13 protein-coding genes are annotated in these 16,979 nt (G+C 52.4%); 1 reads left to right on the forward strand and 12 read right to left on the reverse strand.

Going from position 1 to position 16,979, the window contains the following annotated elements; all coding sequences use genetic code 11:
• Positions 1-8: 8 nt before the first annotated feature.
• The 3 genes from ACONT6_RS12140 to ACONT6_RS12150 all read right to left on the reverse strand — a co-directional run bounded on the left by ACONT6_RS12140 (position 9) and on the right by ACONT6_RS12150 (position 3,952).
• Entirely contained in the window at positions 9-1,640 is a 1,632-nt protein-coding gene (locus tag ACONT6_RS12140) for a UvrD-helicase domain-containing protein (protein WP_428818761.1), read from the reverse strand.
• A gap of 1 nt (position 1,641) precedes the next feature.
• On the reverse strand, positions 1,642-3,342 hold the full coding sequence (locus ACONT6_RS12145) for an ATP-dependent nuclease (RefSeq protein WP_428818762.1): 1,701 nt from the start codon (positions 3,340-3,342) through the stop codon (positions 1,642-1,644).
• A gap of 232 nt (positions 3,343-3,574) precedes the next feature.
• A complete protein-coding gene (locus ACONT6_RS12150) occupies positions 3,575-3,952 on the reverse strand; it encodes a tetratricopeptide repeat protein (protein WP_428818763.1) in 378 nt (125 codons plus the stop codon).
• 381 nt (positions 3,953-4,333) lie between these two features.
• On the opposite strand from ACONT6_RS12150, the gene ACONT6_RS12155 reads away from it, so the two are divergent.
• Positions 4,334-5,275: an integron integrase gene (locus ACONT6_RS12155; protein WP_428818764.1), complete on the forward strand. Its 942-nt coding sequence runs from the start codon at positions 4,334-4,336 to the stop codon at positions 5,273-5,275.
• 125 nt (positions 5,276-5,400) lie between these two features.
• On the opposite strand, the gene sucD is transcribed toward ACONT6_RS12155, so the two are convergent.
• The 9 genes from sucD to sdhC all read right to left on the reverse strand — a co-directional run bounded on the left by sucD (position 5,401) and on the right by sdhC (position 16,714).
• Positions 5,401-6,273: a succinate--CoA ligase subunit alpha gene (gene sucD, locus ACONT6_RS12160; protein ID WP_078086032.1), complete on the reverse strand. Its 873-nt coding sequence runs from the start codon at positions 6,271-6,273 to the stop codon at positions 5,401-5,403.
• A gap of 2 nt (positions 6,274-6,275) precedes the next feature.
• Positions 6,276-7,442, reverse strand: coding sequence for an ADP-forming succinate--CoA ligase subunit beta (gene sucC, locus ACONT6_RS12165; RefSeq protein WP_078086033.1), 1,167 nt, complete (start codon positions 7,440-7,442; stop codon positions 6,276-6,278).
• A gap of 157 nt (positions 7,443-7,599) precedes the next feature.
• Entirely contained in the window at positions 7,600-9,042 is a 1,443-nt protein-coding gene (gene lpdA, locus ACONT6_RS12170) for a dihydrolipoyl dehydrogenase (RefSeq protein ID WP_428818765.1), read from the reverse strand.
• Between the two features lie 179 nt (positions 9,043-9,221).
• Positions 9,222-10,421 (reverse strand): 2-oxoglutarate dehydrogenase complex dihydrolipoyllysine-residue succinyltransferase, encoded by a 1,200-nt coding sequence (gene odhB / locus ACONT6_RS12175; protein ID WP_428818766.1) that lies wholly within the window; start codon positions 10,419-10,421, stop codon positions 9,222-9,224.
• Between the two features lie 41 nt (positions 10,422-10,462).
• Positions 10,463-13,288, reverse strand: a complete 2,826-nt coding sequence (locus tag ACONT6_RS12180) for a 2-oxoglutarate dehydrogenase E1 component (protein WP_428818767.1) — start codon at positions 13,286-13,288, stop codon at positions 10,463-10,465.
• 190 nt (positions 13,289-13,478) lie between these two features.
• Complete coding sequence (locus tag ACONT6_RS12185) at positions 13,479-14,183, reverse strand: succinate dehydrogenase iron-sulfur subunit (RefSeq protein ID WP_428818768.1); 705 nt, start codon at positions 14,181-14,183, stop codon at positions 13,479-13,481.
• 18 nt (positions 14,184-14,201) lie between these two features.
• Positions 14,202-15,974, reverse strand: a complete 1,773-nt coding sequence (gene sdhA / locus ACONT6_RS12190; RefSeq protein ID WP_428818769.1) for a succinate dehydrogenase flavoprotein subunit — start codon at positions 15,972-15,974, stop codon at positions 14,202-14,204.
• A gap of 3 nt (positions 15,975-15,977) precedes the next feature.
• On the reverse strand, positions 15,978-16,346 hold the full coding sequence (gene sdhD / locus ACONT6_RS12195; RefSeq protein WP_078086038.1) for a succinate dehydrogenase, hydrophobic membrane anchor protein: 369 nt from the start codon (positions 16,344-16,346) through the stop codon (positions 15,978-15,980).
• The gene (sdhC, locus tag ACONT6_RS12200; RefSeq protein ID WP_428818770.1) at positions 16,340-16,714 is read right to left on the reverse strand and encodes a succinate dehydrogenase, cytochrome b556 subunit; all 375 of its coding nucleotides are present in this window, start codon (positions 16,712-16,714) and stop codon (positions 16,340-16,342) included. The genes sdhD and sdhC overlap by 7 nt, the downstream gene beginning before the upstream one ends.
• Positions 16,715-16,979 lie beyond the last annotated feature (265 nt).

Here is a 16,979-nt window from a genome sequence, read left to right on the forward strand (position 1 = left end):
TTATTGTGCTATCGATATAAACCATCTAATCCTGGCAACGAAAAGAATTGAGATGGATTACCTGTTTTGGTTTCATAGGCTCGATTGAGACGACTATTACTAGTAACTAGAACACAATAATTTTTCGCTCTAGTTATCCCAACAAAATGTAAATTTAACTCCTGCTCCCAATTATCATATATTACATCGAAACAACCTCGAACAAACTTTCTTTTAGGGTGAATCCAATCGTATAGATCCAAGTGATAAACAAGTTCAAATTCTAGCCCTTTAGATTTATGAAGCGTCATGACTTGAACTTCATTCTCATTTATCGGCTTATAGTGTTGAAGTAACTTAGAATCCAAACATATTGCATTGATCAACTCTTTATCTGAAGCACTGATGTCAATATTTAAAACTTCCCCAGTGATATCTACAATTGTACGTGATAGTTCATCCTGAACTTTATCACCAATAGTTGATATCGTTTCACGCAATACAGATAATCTATTCTTCGAAATTGGAGTGAAAGACTGAATATATTCAACAACATCATTTAAACGATGATGCTCGTCGTATCTAAACCTCAAAAGCTGAGAAAATAGATTACAAACCCTTGTATTTCTAACTGCTAATGGGTCTTCGTCAAAAATTCGAAACGGTACATTTAATCCATTACTAAGAAATTCTAGAGATATGTTATTCCTTACAAGTATTCCTATTTGCGAGTATGACTCGACTATGTTTTTCTTAAGCGCAATTTCAATTGACTCATTTATTTTTTCAGTGACATCTACTTGAGTACCTGTGTAGTGGCGCCTATACACTCTGACATCACTAGCAGGCAATAAATCACACTCAGCGTCGTAAAGCCGGTTAGAATAGTTAGTAATTGATGGATGACAGCGATGATTAATATTTACAATATGATGTTCGAAGACATCAGGATTATTTGTTAACTCTTTAATGAACTCTGGGTCACTTCCACGCCAAGCATAGATGGATTGTTGTACATCACCAACTGCAACACCGACAAGTCCCAGCTCTAATAACTTGAGAAAGAGTGCATGCTGTGGCTCAGAGGAGTCCTGATATTCATCTATATATACCGAGCTGTATTTTGCTGCAATATATCTTTGACAAGCATGAGATTCTGCTATGACATAATTTGCTATCACACCTAGCAGTTCAAGCAAGACGAAACCATGATCGAATAATGTGCTAATATCATCTTCGAGGCATTTAAATGAAGTGGAGTTTACCTCGTCGCTGTAATGAGGTATTACACTCAGTTTTTCTAAAACAAATTCGGGTATTTCATCAAACTTAATACACTCTAACTGGTGCTTTTTCCTATCAAGAACTCTTGCTAAAAAAGGATGTATAATCTCACTCAAACAAAAATGATCAATTGTGCCAAAAAAGCTCATTTTAGTATCACAAGCATTCTTCTTACATCGCTGTCTTAATTCCTTACTGGCTTTTACAGTAAAAGTAATTCCAATAACACCTTTGTAAGGCGGAAGATCTTTAACTTCATTTCTTATCTTTTCTGCAACGACAGTAGTCTTTCCACTTCCTGGACATGCAGTAATAACCATATTTGAGTTTGAGGTTATGGCTGCTTTCTGATCCGGCGTATACTCGAAATCACTCATGTTATTGGCCTGCCAACTTAACCGCATGATGCAGTGGCTTAGCTAGCTCGCCCCCGCTAACTCCTATGAGCGCCTGTTGATTTTGTGACAAAAACTCTCGCATTCTAATAGCTTTTTTACTTTGCAAGTATTTTACTGCATCATTGATATCCGTCTTTCCAGAATAAGTTAACAACTCAGCAGGAAGTTCTAAAGACAGATCGGCTTCTAGGTCAACCTTTGAAAGAAATATTCCGTAAGGATTTATTTGATCTGAAGTCGTTTTCCAAACTCCTGAATCAACTAAGCCTTGCGAAGTTGTTGTTGGGGTATAGTCGGGGCCATTAGCTAGGCCAGCCAATGACAAGCATCTATTAATACCGACAGCTCTTTTATTAACACTATTTTTAATGCCTGAAACATCATTGTCTGTTCTCATCACCCAAGGTATTTCCATAGCATCTAAAATTTTGCTATAGACTTTAAATTGAATTCCATCAACACTAAGGATAGAGATATTACAAAAATCCAAATCTATACCTATCTGTCTTGCTAACTCTTCGTAAAAAAGTTTTTCCGATGGGCCTTCTACCAAAAAAACACAGCTAGAAAAAAAAGCCTCAGCCGGAAGAATGCTCATCCTATAACCTAAGTCGTCCCAAGCATCGGAAATGCATTCAGAACAACCACCGCTGGCCGCTGTACTACCAGTTTCAGTTAAGAGAATTCGAACTATCGAATCTGGCTTATATCGTTCTGTAATTTGAGGGGAGTGACTTGTAATTATGGTTTGCCCGGGCAAATCATGAATTAAGTAATCAGCTAGCTTTCGTTGTTGATGTGGATGTAAATGGGCTTCAGGTTCTTCAACACAGTAAAATGTAACCTCGTGGTCAGGATCAAACTCTCTTTGACTTTTTGCCTTCCATAAGGCCAATAATATTTGATTGTTTCGTCCATCACCGCCAATCATTAGTTTTGAGCCAGATGTAGATGCACCTAATTCTAAATTTTCAATAAACTGATTTACCTTTATAGCCCCAGTGTCCAAATGAACACTATAGTTATCATTTTTATATGATAGCTTTTTCAACTCTTCATTAACTACTGAAGTGGCATCCTTTACATAGTTAAGCTCAGCAACCTTTTCATTAACTTCGTTTAGCTTGGCTGAGATGGCTAGCATTTCAACTTGGTCACTCTCGAGATCTTCAGGCTTAAGGCTCTCTTGCGACTGTTTAAGTAATTTTCTTTTCTCTATTTGAATGAACTTTTGAAGGTCTCTGCGGGATTTTACATATCGTAAATTCAACTGTTTTAAATAGAACCTTGATGGAATAATCTCAAGCTCATCATCCGAGCATCCAATAGATATCTCGTAATCAAGTGTCGTTCTATCTGCTGTAAGAGCAATCACGGTCTTGCTTTCATCACTCACACTTCCCTTTAGTGAAGAAAGAACAGCATCTTCTTTAATTTCAGAAAAATAAATTTTAATAGTGAAAGATTCTGCTTGAACTCCATCGCTATCTATGAAGAAGTCGGTAGCTTCTGGCTCAATATCCCTATCTGACAACGATTTATCGAGTAGCAAACGGATGCCATAGAGCAAATTTGTTTTACCAACATCATTGCCCCCAATAATTAATGTCTTATCTGTAAATCGAATAGTGGCTTCTTGGAAGTTCCTGAAGCCTTTAAGACTTACTTTTTCAATTATCACTTTAAGTGCCCTTTAAAACAGTCTGAAAGGTCAGGTTTGATAGCAATCAACCTTACTCATAAAATTATTATGGTTGCAATGAACTATATGATTCACAAGGAATTACGATTGCCCTCTAACGCCGCAATCAGCCGCGGCTTGCTTTGTGTGCTTTTTGCACGAAAATAGGAGCGCAGCGACCGTGCAAAAAGTGCACAAAGTAAGACGTCGGCTGCATTGCATTGTTAAGTTTTTAGTGCCCCATAGGATCGAAATATGCCTCCCAAGTCAGCACGCCTTCTTTTTTAGCTTTTGCTTTTTTCATGTAGACCATAGCATCGTCGTGGGAAGAATAATTTATAAGCGCTACGCCCAAATTGTAAAAAGCATGTTTATTTTTGCTGCTTTGATCTATTGCCTTTTTAAGATATTTAGTGGCGTCTTTATGGCGACCCATGTCACATAAGACCGTCCCATAATTTATTAGCGTTGTTTCATCACTGGGATCTACACTCAACGCACCTTCTAGTAACTTTCTGGCTTCATTGAAATTCTCGTGCCACTTGGAGCTATCCTTCCAAGTTTCATCAATCAATAATTTTGCCTTTTTGTTTATATCTTCGATGTCCATTCCAAAACTTAACAGTTATATCGTGGGCGAAGTGCGCTAATTTATCTGCCCACTATCCGCCGCGGTATTTTGCGTCAAGAATGCGCGCCAGGCCCCATGACGTCAAGCTTTCCGGTAATCCGTCAACCATACACCCCAAAGCATAATGAGTCACTTTGCCCACTATCACGTCCTGGCTCACCTCGCCCAAGTCATTGATTATATTTATATTTCCAAGGTATAGCTCTTTCGGCTGGAGATAGCGGGCACTGTAATCGCTTGTAATGGGATATGGCTAGCAATCACCCAGAATACTGTATATAAAATCAGTACAAGTTCCTTGATGATGGTGCCCCCATGGAAGATGTACCTCACCCACTACCGCCCCACCCAATTAGGTTCATGGATCGCCTGCGCGCCTTTATGCGAGCTAGACGACTGGCATACAGGACGGAGGAAACCTATTGCCGGTGGATTCGTGACTATATCCGCTTTCACAATATGGAGAGACCGGAGAACCTCGGGGCTGAGCAGATTGACAACTGGCTTTGCCACCTCGCCTGCAACCGTTCTGTATCCATCAACACCCAGAAAACCGCCCTCAATGCCGTGGTGTTCCTGTACAGACAGTTCTTGCGCCGTGAAATCGGTCAATTGAGTTTTACCCGCGCCAATAAGGGGCGAAAGTTGCCCGTCGTATTTAGTCACGACGAAGCAATGCGTGTACTGTCCCTCCTTACGGGCCAAAGTTGGCTGGCAGCGTCGCTGATGTATGGTGCGGGATTGCGGATAATGGAGGCCGTGCGCCTGCGTATAGGTGATTTGGACTTTGGCGAATCTTCCTTGACTGTCAATGAAGCCAAAGGCAGTAAGGCACGTCGAGTACTGTTACCCCGGTCACTCGTTAACCCCTTGCAACACCAGATTGATATGGTTTTGGCTTTAAACCGCCAGGATCGGATAAAGGGTTTCGGTTCTATCTACATGCCGGGTGTAAAGTCTTCTAATTCGACCCACAGTAGCCCGGGATTACTGTATCTATTCCCCGCGGAAAGGCCTGCCTTTTGTCCACAGTTGCAAGTGACTCGCCGTCATCATATCCGTGAACAACAGGTACGACGCGCTGTGGCACGCGCAATTATTAAGGCCGATGTAAAAAAGGCTGCAAGCTGCCATACCTTTCGTCATTCATTTGCCACCCAGCTACTCGCAGCAGGTACAGATATTCGAAAGATACAGGAGCTGCTAGGACACAGTAACGTAAAGACGACGATGATCTATACCCATGTTATCGGCACACATACAGAGGAAACTCACAGCCCGCTGGATAACGACATCCAGTGACAAGGGTTGTGTGGACAAAATCAGGTCAGAAAGCAAAGAGAGCATTGCAAAAGCCTCTGGCCAATTTTATCGAGGCAAAAAAAACGGGCCCACTAGGGCCCGTTTTTTGGGAAGCAATTAGCCGATTACCAGCCAGTTACTTCCTTCAGTGCATTACCGATTTCCGCCAGGGAACGGACGGTTTTAACACCAGCGTCTTCCAGTGCCGCAAACTTCTCGTCTGCAGTACCTTTACCCCCGGAGATGATCGCACCGGCGTGGCCCATGCGCTTTCCAGGAGGAGCGGTTACACCAGCGATGTAGGAAACGACCGGCTTGGTGACGTTTTCCTTGATGTAAGCAGCTGCTTCTTCTTCAGCAGAACCGCCGATCTCGCCGATCATAACGATCGCTTCGGTCTGCGGGTCGTTCTGGAACATTTCCAGGATGTCGATGAAGTTGGAGCCCGGGATGGGGTCGCCGCCGATGCCCACACAGGTGGACTGGCCGAAGCCGTGGTCGGTAGTCTGCTTTACGGCTTCGTAAGTCAGAGTACCGGAGCGGGACACGATGCCCACTTTGCCCGGCTTGTGGATGTGGCCCGGCATGATGCCGATTTTGCACTCACCCGGAGTGATCACACCCGGGCAGTTCGGGCCGATCAGGCGTACGCCCAGCTCGTCGCACTTAACCTTGGCATCCAGCATGTCCATGGTAGGAATGCCTTCGGTGATGCACACGATCAGCTTGATGCCGCCGTTGGCTGCTTCCAGGATGGAATCCTTACAGAAAGGTGCCGGTACATAGATAACGGATGCTTCTGCACCGGTAGCTTCTACGGCTTCTTTCACGGTGTTGAATACCGGCAGGCCCAGGTGAGTCTGGCCGCCTTTGCCCGGGGTTACACCGCCGACCATTTTTGTACCGTACTCGATAGCCTGCTCGGAGTGGAAAGTACCCTGGGAGCCGGTGAAGCCCTGGCAGATTACTTTGGTGTCTTTGTTAATCAGTACTGACATGATTATTTACCCTCCGCAGCTTTAACCACTTGCTCTGCCGCGTCGGTCAGGCTGGTGGCAGCGATGATGTTCAGGCCGCTGTCGCTCAGAACCTTGGCACCCAGGTCTGCGTTGTTACCTTCGAGGCGAACAACAACCGGGATCTTAACGCCGACTTCTTTCACAGCACCGATTACGCCTTCTGCGATCATGTCGCAGCGTACGATGCCGCCGAAGATGTTAATCAGAACGGCTTTTACGTTCTCGTCGGACAGGATGATCTTGAACGCTTCAACAACGCGCTCTTTGGTCGCGCCGCCACCAACGTCCAGGAAATTAGCCGGCTTGCCGCCGTGCAGGTTGACGATGTCCATGGTACCCATGGCCAGGCCAGCGCCGTTTACCATGCAGCCGATGTTGCCATCGAGCGCTACGTAGTTCAGGTCCCACTTGGCTGCGTGTGCTTCGCGCTCGTCTTCCTGAGACGGGTCGTGCATTTCACGCAGGTCCGGGTGACGGTACAGTGCGTTGCTATCGATGACGATTTTCGCATCGAGGCAGTGCAGGTTTTTCTCTGGGGTGATTACCAGCGGGTTGATTTCCAGCAGGGCCAGATCTTTCTCTTCGAACATCTTGGCGAGGCCCAGGAAGATCTTGGTGAACTGCTTGATCTGATCGCCTTCCAGGCCCAGCTGGAATGCCAGCTCGCGGCCCTGATAAGGCTGAGCGCCTACCAGCGGGTCGATGGTGGCTTTCAGGATTTTTTCCGGGGTCTCTTCCGCAACTTTCTCGATCTCAACACCGCCTTCGGTGGAGGCCATGAATACGATGCGACGGGTAGCACGGTCCATCACTGCGCCCAGGTACAGTTCCTGGTCGATGTCGGTGCAGCTTTCCACGAGGATGCGGGAAACCGGCTGGCCGTTTTCGTCTGTCTGATAAGTTACCAGGTTGTTACCCAGCCACTTTTTGGCGAATTCTTCAATTTCCGCTTTGGAGTCTACCAGCTTAACGCCGCCCGCTTTACCGCGGCCGCCAGCGTGCACCTGGGCTTTAACAACCCACTTGTCTCCGCCGATTTCGTCTGCTGCCGCTGCTGCTGCTGCCGGGGTTTCCGCTGCGATGCCTTTGGAAACCGGCAATCCGTATGCTGCAAACAGTTGTTTGCCCTGATACTCATGCAAGTTCATAGTCAATACCAATTCACATTTGAAATGTGTTTACCAATTGCAGATTGCTCTGCACCTTTAGACAGGTTCCTGAGCTTGCGTCGTTACAAAACCAGGAGCCTGAAATGAATCCGGGGCGAAAACCGTGTCCCGGTTCCGCCCCGACTTTACCTGTCGCTTACTTGCGCTTTTTACGGTTGGCGATGTGGATCGCGTGGCCGTTGGCTGCCAGTGCAGCTTCCTTAACGGCTTCAGACAGGGTCGGGTGACCGAATACGGTCATACCGATGTCTTCAGCGCTGGAGCCGAACTCCATGGCGATCGCCACTTGCTGAACCAGGTCGGCAGCGGACGGGCCAACAATGTGGGCGCCCAGTACACGATCGGTTTCTGCGTGTGCGATGATCTTCACCATGCCGCCAGTTTCGTTGGCAGCTACGGCGCGACCGGAAGCCACGAACGGGAAAACACCTACGTTGTAGGGCTCGCCGTCGGCTTTTACCTGCTCTTCGGTACGACCGACAGCGGCAATTTCCGGGTGGGTGTAGATCACGTTCGGGATCACGTCGTAGTTCATCATCGGCTTCTGGCCGGCGATGCGCTCAGCAACCACTACGCCTTCTTCAGACGCCTTGTGCGCGAGCATCGGACCGCGAACAACGTCACCTACTGCCCAAACGCCCGGTGCAGAAGTCATGCACAGGTCGTTGACGTAGATAAAGCCGCGCTCGTCCAGCTTAACGCCAGCATCTTCAGACAGCAGACCTTCGGTGTAAGGACGACGGCCCACACTCACGATCAGCTTGTCGAAGGTTTCCTGGTGCTCTTTGCCATCTTTGTCTTCGTAAGTGACGACAACTTCTTTGCCCTTCACTTCGCTGCCGGTTACGCGGCATGACAGACGGATATCCAGGCCCTGCTTCTTCAGGATTTTCTGGGATTCTTTGGCGATCTGCTGGTCCATGATGGACAGGAAGCTGTCCATGGCTTCGAGAACCACAACGTCGGAGCCCAGGCGATTCCATACGGAGCCCAGTTCCAGACCGATCACACCAGCGCCGATCACGCCCAGGCGCTTCGGTACGGAGGTGAACTCCAGTGCGCCAGTGGAATCAACGATGATCTTGTTGTCGATCGGAGCCGGCGGAATGTTTACCGGCACGGAACCGGAAGCCAGGATGACGTTTTCGGCTTCGTAGGTGGTGGTCTTGCCGTCGTGATCGGTGACTTCCACTTTCTTGCCCGCGAGCAGCTTGCCAGTGCCTTCGATGGAGGTCACTTTGTTGGCCATGAACAGGCCGGCGATACCGCCAGACATCTGCTTAACAACGCCGTCTTTGCGCTCGATCATTTTCTTGACGTCGATCTTTACCTTGCCGGTATCAATGCCATGTACGTCGAGAGAATCTTTGGCTTCGTGGTATTTCCAGGAGCTGTCCAGCAGCGCCTTGGACGGGATACAACCCACGTTCAGGCAGGTACCGCCGTTGACGACCTTGCCTTCTTTGTTGGTCCATTTTTCAACACAGGCAGTTTTCAGACCCAGCTGCGCTGCGCGGATTGCGGCCACATAACCACCGGGGCCGGAGCCAATTACTATTACGTCAAATTTTTCTGACATGGTCTGTTCCAAATTTGAGTGGATTCAACGAATGCGGTGTTTCCGCATCGCCGGGGATCTGCCCGGCTTTCCTGAGGCGGTCTTGGTGCCGCTGATGCCTGAAGTTATTCACAGGCTCATATGCTTCGGGCGGTTACCGAATACACCGGAAACCGCCCTTTCTCCAAAAATCGAACGACTTAGACTTCGAGCAGGATGCGCGCCGGGTCTTCGATCATTTCCTTGATCGCTACCAGGAAGCCAACTGCTTCCTTGCCGTCGATCAGGCGGTGGTCGTAAGACAGGGCCAGGTACATCATCGGCAGGATTTCTACCTTGCCGTCTACTGCCATCGGACGCTCCTGGATCTTGTGCATACCGAGAATCGCGGTCTGCGGCGGATTCAGGATCGGAGTGGACAGCAGGGAACCGAACACACCACCGTTGGTGATGGTGAAGGTGCCGCCGGTCATCTCTTCGATAGACAGCTTGCCGTCGCGCGCACGCAAGCCCAGGTCACGGATATTGTTTTCCATGTCCGCCAGGCCCATGTTTTCTGCGTTACGCAGAATCGGAACAACCAGACCTTTCGGAGAGGAAACGGCAACACCGATGTCCTGGTAACCGTGGTAAACAATGTCGTTACCGTCGATGGACGCGTTCACCGCGGAGTAACGCTTGAGCGCTTCAACCGCTGCTTTTACGAAGAAGCCCATAAAGCCCAGACGAGTGCCGTTGTGGGTCTTCTCGAACAGATCTTTGTAGTTCTTACGCAGATCCATGATCGGCTTCATGTTCACTTCGTTGAAAGTAGTGAGCATGGCGGTGGACTGGGAAGCATCCAGCAGTCGCTCGGCGATGCGCTTACGCATACGGGTCATGGGTACGCGCTTCTCAACACGCTCACCCGGCGCAACTTCTACCTGCGCAGCAGCAGCCGGAGCCGCAGCAGCAGCCGGAGCGGAGCCCGCTTTCATCACGTCTTCTTTCAGTACGCGACCACCTTTGCCGGTGCCTTCGACACCACCCAGGTCCACGCCTTTTTCTGCCGCCATTTTCTTGGCAGAAGGCATGGCGATTTTCTCGCCGCCAGCGGCCGGAGCCGGTGCTTCTTCAGCCGGAGCCGGGGCTGCTTCAGAGGAGTCACCCGCGCTGCCGCCGGCACCCTCTTCAAACTTGGCAATTACTTCGTTGGAGAGGACGGTATCGCCCTCACCCTTGATAATTTCGCTGAGGGCGCCGTCTGCCGGAGCAACAACTTCCAGCACGACTTTGTCGGTTTCAATATCCACGATCAGTTCATCGCGGGACACGGCTTCACCCGGTTGTTTGTGCCAGGTGGCAACGGTGCCATCCTGAACGGATTCCGGGAAAGTTGGCGCTTTAATCTCGATGGTCATTGTTCCTGTTTCCTGAGATTGCTCTTCGTTGTACTGCTGCCTTATTTGACAGTCAGCGCCTCATTGATGAACGTATTCTGTTCTTCCAGGTGGGTGGACATATAGCCCGCCGCCGGTGCAGCAGAAGCTGCGCGGCCGACATATTCCAGCTCCAGCTTCGGATGTGCTTCGTTCAGCAGACGACGCAGGTGATGCTGGCTGGAGTACCAGGCACCCTGATTCATCGGCTCTTCCTGACACCAGGCGACGCTCTCGATGTTCTTGAATGCGGAAACCGCTGCCAGGAACTCGTCGTCCGGGAAGGGGTACAGCTGTTCGATACGAACAAAGGCCACATCTTCCTGCTCGCGCTCCATGCGCGCTTCCAGCAGATGGTAGTAGACCTTGCCGGAGCAGATAATCAGACGCTTCACCTTGGCAGGATCTACGCCCTCGTCCTGAATCACGTTGTGGAACTGGCCGTTGGCCAGCTCTTCCAGGCTGGAAGTAGCCAGCTTGTGACGCAGGATCCACTTCGGGCTCATGATCACCAGCGGGCGACGCATCGGGCGAACTGCCTGGCGACGCAACAGGTGGAAAATCTGTGCCGGGGTGGTGGCGTTACACACCTGGATGTTGTGCTCTGCACACAGCTGCATGAAGCGCTCGAGTCGCGCGGAGGAGTGCTCCGGGCCCTGGCCTTCGTAGCCGTGCGGCAGCAGCATCACCAGGCCGCACATGCGGCCCCACTTGTGCTCACCGGAAGTAATGAACTGGTCGATTACCACCTGCGCACCGTTGGCGAAGTCGCCGAACTGCGCCTCCCAAACCACCAGGGATTTCGGGGTGGTGGTGGCGTAACCGTATTCGAATGCCAGTACCGCTTCTTCGGACAGCAGCGAGTCGTAGATATCGAAACGCGGCTGGTCTTCGGACATGTGCTGAAGGGGCACATAGCTCTGGCCGTCTTTCTGGCTGTGGATAACCGCGTGACGGTGGGAGAAGGTACCGCGACCCACGTCTTCACCGGTGAAGCGGACCATATAGCCCTCTTCTAGCAGCGTACCGTAAGCCAGGGTTTCCGCCATGCCCCAGTTCAGTGGCAGTGCGCCACCGGCCATCTTGCGGCGGTCTTCGTAGATCTTGGAAACCTGGCGCTGCATCACGATACCGTCGGGAACGGTGGTCATGCGGTTGGCCACGTCTTTCAGCTTGGACAGCTCGTAGCTGGTATCGCCTTCTACGGTCCACTCGTGGTTCAGGTACGGACGCCAGTCTACAAACATGGACTCATCCGGCTTGTTCACCAGGCCGGTTGCCACGTCTTCACCGCGATCCAGTTTGTCACGGTATTCGTTGGCCAGTTTGTCCGCTTCCGCTTTGCTCACCACGCCTTCTGCGATCAGCTTGTCAGCGTACAGAGTGCGGGTGGTCTTGTGCTTGCGGATGGTCTGGTACATCAGCGGCTGGGTGCCAGACGGGTCATCGGTCTCGTTGTGGCCGCGACGGCGGTAACACACCAGATCGATAACGATGTCTTTCTTGAACTCGTAGCGGTAATCCACTGCCAGCAGGCCGGCCAGTACCACCGCTTCGGGATCGTCGCCGTTCACGTGCAGCACCGGAGCGTCGATCATCTTCGCCACATCGGTACAGTACTCGGTGGAGCGGGCATCTTCGCGCTTGCTGGTGGTGAAGCCCACCTGGTTGTTCAGTACCAGATGGATGCTGCCGCCGGTGTAGTAACCGCGGGTCTGGGACATCTGCAGGGTTTCCTGCACAACGCCCTGACCGGCAAATGCCGCATCACCGTGGATGTTGATCGGCATTACTTTCTCACCAGTGCTGTCGCCACGGCGATCCTGACGGGCACGCACGGAGCCCACAACTACCGGCGCACAAATTTCCAGGTGCGAGGGGTTGAAGGCCAGCGCCAGGTGCACTTCGCCACCGGGGGTCATCACGTTGGAGGAGAAGCCCTGGTGATACTTCACGTCACCGGAGGTATCGAGGGTTTTCTTGCCTTCGAACTCTTCGAACAGGTCCGCCGGGTTTTTACCCAGGATATTGACCAGCGTGTTCAGGCGACCGCGGTGGGCCATACCGATCACGATTTCTTTGACCGCGTAAGTACCGGAGCGACGGATCAGGGCGTCCATCAGCGGGATCAGGCTCTCGCCACCCTCAACGCCGAAACGCTTGGTGCCCGGGTACTTGGAGTCAAGGTGGCGTTCCAGGCCTTCAGCGGCAGACAGGCGCTGCAGGATTTCAGTGCGGACGTCGTTACCGAAATTCGGTTTCGACTGGCTGCGCTCGAGGCGCTGCTGGAACCACTGCTGCTCGTCCAGATTGGACAGGTGCATGATCTCTGCACCCAGGTTGCCGCAGTAGGTATTTTCCAGGCCTTCCACGATCTCGCGCAGGGTCGCCTCGCCGTTACCGAAGAACAGGTCGCCGGTCTGGAAGGTGGTGTCGAAATCGCCTTCAGTGAGGCCGTGGTAGTTCAGCTGCAGATCCGGCACCTGTTCACGGGCCATGAGTCCCAGGGGGTCCAGGGTGGCTCTCTTGTGACCGCGGTGACGGTAGGAGTTGATCAGTTGCAGAACTTTGATCTGTTTGCGTTCGTGCTCGATATTGACCGAGCCGGCGCCGGGAGCGGCGAGGGGGCGGGTACGGTTTTTCGCCAACAGCTCGAAGTGCTGGCGAATGGCAGCATGTGAGACATCACCGCCATTGACGCGCGGCAGGCTGTCAAAATAATTACGCCATTCTTCCGGTACGCCACTGGAATCGTGCAGATAGGTCTCGTACAGCTCCTCCACGTATCCGGCGTTGCCGCCAGAAATATGCGAAGTACGCCAGAGTTCCTCCATTGTGCTTTCGTGCATTAATGCCTACCTCAGTTGACGGCGCGCACCCTTGAATTTCACGCCGCTCTTTCCTGTCTTTCACTCACAAAAGGGGAGGCGCTAAAAAGACACCTCCCCTTTTTCGTATAAGCCTGACACCTGCTTTGCTGTCGGCTTAATTGTGATTATTTTTGGTGGGAACCCGCGCTCCCGTTTGGGAATGACTCCCCTACACGGCGCGAGTTATCAGCATATTACGGATGTGGCCGATTGCCCGGGTGGGGTTCAAACCCTTCGGACATACATTCACACAGTTCTGGATACCGTGGCAGCGGAACACGCTGAACGGATCGTCCAGTTTGCCGAGACGCTCATCGGTTGCGTCATCGCGGCTATCCGCGAGGAAGCGGTACGCCTGCAGCAGACCGGCCGGGCCGATGAACTTGTCGGGGTTCCACCAGAACGACGGACACGAGGTAGAACAGCAGGCACAGAGAATACACTCGTACAGGCCATCCAGCTTCGCGCGCTCTTCCGGGGACTGCAGGCGCTCGATGGCCGGAGCCGGGGAGCTGTTCTGCAGGTACGGCTCGATCTTCTTGTACTGGGTGTAGAACTGTTCCATATCCACAACCAGGTCACGAATGACCGGCAGGCCAGGCAGCGGGCGCAGTACCAGCTTGCCCTTCGGCGCGGCCTCGGAGATCGGCATGATACAGGCAAGACCGTTCTTGCCTGAAATGTTCATACCGTCGGAGCCACACACGCCCTCGCGGCAGGAACGGCGAAACGCCAGGCTCGGATCCTGGGCCTTGAGCAGTTCCAGCACGTCCAGCACCATCAGGTCCTTGCCCTGGGTATCCAGGTCGTAGTCCTGCATATACGGCGCAGAATCGGTTTCCGGGTTGTAACGGTAGATGCTTACTTTCAACATGGTCATTCCGCTCCCGAATTAGTAAGTACGCGCTTTCGGCTCGAAAGCATCGACGGTGTTGGGCGCGAAGTTAACCGCACGCTTGCCAACACGTTTTTCCGCGGGGAAGTACATGGAGTGGCACAGCCAGTTCTCGTCGTCGCGCTCCTGGAAGTCTTCGCGGGCGTGGGCGCCGCGGCTCTCGGTGCGGACTTCTGCAGCGATGGCAGTCGCTTCTGCAACTTCCAGCAGGTTCTGCAGCTCCAGCGCTTCGATACGCGCGGTGTTGAATGCACGGGACTTGTCGTCCAGACGCACATTGGCGATACGCTCGCGCAGGCCTTCCAGCTTCTTCACGCCCTCGGCCATGTAATCGCCGCGACGGAATACACCGAAGTGGTTCTGCATCACACCCTGCAGCTCGGTACGCAGGCTGGCAGCAGACTCGCCATCGTTGGTGGTCTCGAGACGGTTCAGGCGCGCCATGGCGGCTTCGATATCGGACTCGGATGCTTCGCGGTTCTCGATACCTTCGCGCAGGGCCTTCTCGATGAACAGGCCGGACGCGCGACCGAATACCACCAGATCCAGCAGGGAGTTGCCGCCCAGGCGGTTGGCGCCGTGTACGGATACACAGGCAACTTCACCACAGGCGTAGAAGCCGTCGATCACCTGATCGTTACCGGAGGCATCCTGGGTCAGGGCCTGGCCGTGAACGTTGGTGGGGATACCGCCCATCATATAGTGACAGGTCGGCACTACCGGGATCGGCTCTTTCACCGGATCGGCGTGCGCAAAGGTCTTGGCCAGCTCACAAATACCCGGCAGGCGGCTGTGCAGCAGCTCTTCACCCAGGTGATCCAGCTTCAGGAATACGTGGTCGCCATTCTCACCAGCACCGCGACCGTCGAGGATCTCGAGCACCATAGAACGGGCTACCACGTCGCGGGAGGCCAGGTCTTTGGCGTTCGGCGCGTAACGCTCCATGAAGCGCTCGCCGTCCTTGTTGATCAGGTAGCCACCCTCACCACGACAACCTTCGGTCACCAGTACACCGGCACCGGCGATACCTGTCGGGTGGAACTGCCACATCTCGATGTCCTGCACCGGCATACCGGCGCGCAGGGCCATACCAACACCGTCACCGGTGTTGATGTGCGCATTGGTGGTAGAGGCGAAGATACGGCCGGCACCGCCGGTCGCGAATACAGTCGCCTTGGACTTGATGAACACTACTTCGCCATCTTCGATACAGATAGCGATGACGCCGACCACAGCACCGTCCTGGTTTTTCACCAGGTCTACCGCGAACCACTCGTTCAGGAATACGGTGTTGTGCTTGACGTTGTTCTGGTAAAGGGTGTGCAGCAGTGCGTGACCGGTACGGTCCGCCGCAGCGCAAGTACGCGCCGCCTGGCCACCGCGGCCATAGTCCTTGGACTGGCCACCGAAAGGACGCTGATAGATGCGACCTTCTTTAGTACGGGAGAACGGCAGGCCCATGTGCTCGAGCTCGAACACGGCTTCCGGGCCTACGGAACACATGTACTCAATCGCGTCCTGGTCACCGATATAGTCGGAGCCCTTGACGGTGTCGTACATGTGCCAGCGCCAATCGTCGTTGGGGTCATCGCTGGCAATGGCACAGGTAATGCCGCCCTGGGCGGAAACCGTGTGCGAACGGGTCGGGAATACTTTGGTGATTACCGCAGTCTTGAAACCGGACTGGGCCATCTGCAGGGCCGCGCGCATACCCGCGCCGCCGCCGCCAATTACGATACCGTCAAAGGTTATTGTTCGCATATTCGACATGACTTACATACCCCACAGAATTTCGAAGCCCCACACCGCGTAGAACACGGCGACGGCACCCAACAGGACCTCTACCAGGATGCGCAGAACGGTAGCTTTACCGCCCATCATGCGATTGGTGAGGTAGTCGGTGACAACGGACCAGAGTCCGATCCAGGCGTGAGCGAGTGTGGAGAGCAGAGCCACCAGGGTGAATACGCGCACCCAGCGCTGTTCAAACAGCGCGGACCAGCTGGCGTAGCCAAAATCCTTGGAGAGGAAAATAAAGCCCACTATAAAGAGCGTGTAAGCCACCAGCACTACAGCACTGATGCGCTGAATGAACCAGTCGTACAGACCACTGCGGCCGAAGCCAGTAACTGCCTTTACCATACCAGAACCCCCGCCAGCAGAATGAGCACTACAGAAAGCACCAGCACGATGACGGCGCCGCGACGACCACCTTCGAGGCTCTCACCCAGGCCGATATCCATCAGCAGGTGACGTACGCCAGCGATCAGGTGGTAAATCAGCGCCGCCAGGGATGCCCACAGGACCAATTTGGCCGGGACGCTGGTAAAGAAGTCGGCTACTTTTTGGAAACCCTGCTCGGATTCCAGACTGGAGTCCAGCATGCACAGTAAAAGCGCAACCACAGCGAAGAGCACCACACCGGAAACACGGTGCAGAATGGAAACCAACGCTGGTGCAGGGAGCTTGATAGTAGAAATGTCTAAATTGACAGGTCTGTTCTTGTTCACAGGAATAACACCTTGTTGCCCTGAAAGACGGGGCGCCCGTTAATTTTCTATTTACCGGGCGAGCTTGCTGATCACTTTTCACCCAACCTGGGGAGGTCTTGTACAAAGTGGCCTTACCAAGGCGCAAGCCGCGCGGATTATAGGCATTCAAATTTCAAAACACAACGAACCGAGGGCCGCAGATGACGGCTTTGTACCAGTTGCAAACGGCGCCAAGCACCCGACCATGGTATGAGACGTCCATTTCAACAAACCCGAATTTCCG

The organism is Microbulbifer sp. MCCC 1A16149, from assembly GCF_050368945.1.
In the GTDB taxonomy this organism is placed as follows: domain Bacteria; phylum Pseudomonadota; class Gammaproteobacteria; order Pseudomonadales; family Cellvibrionaceae; genus Microbulbifer.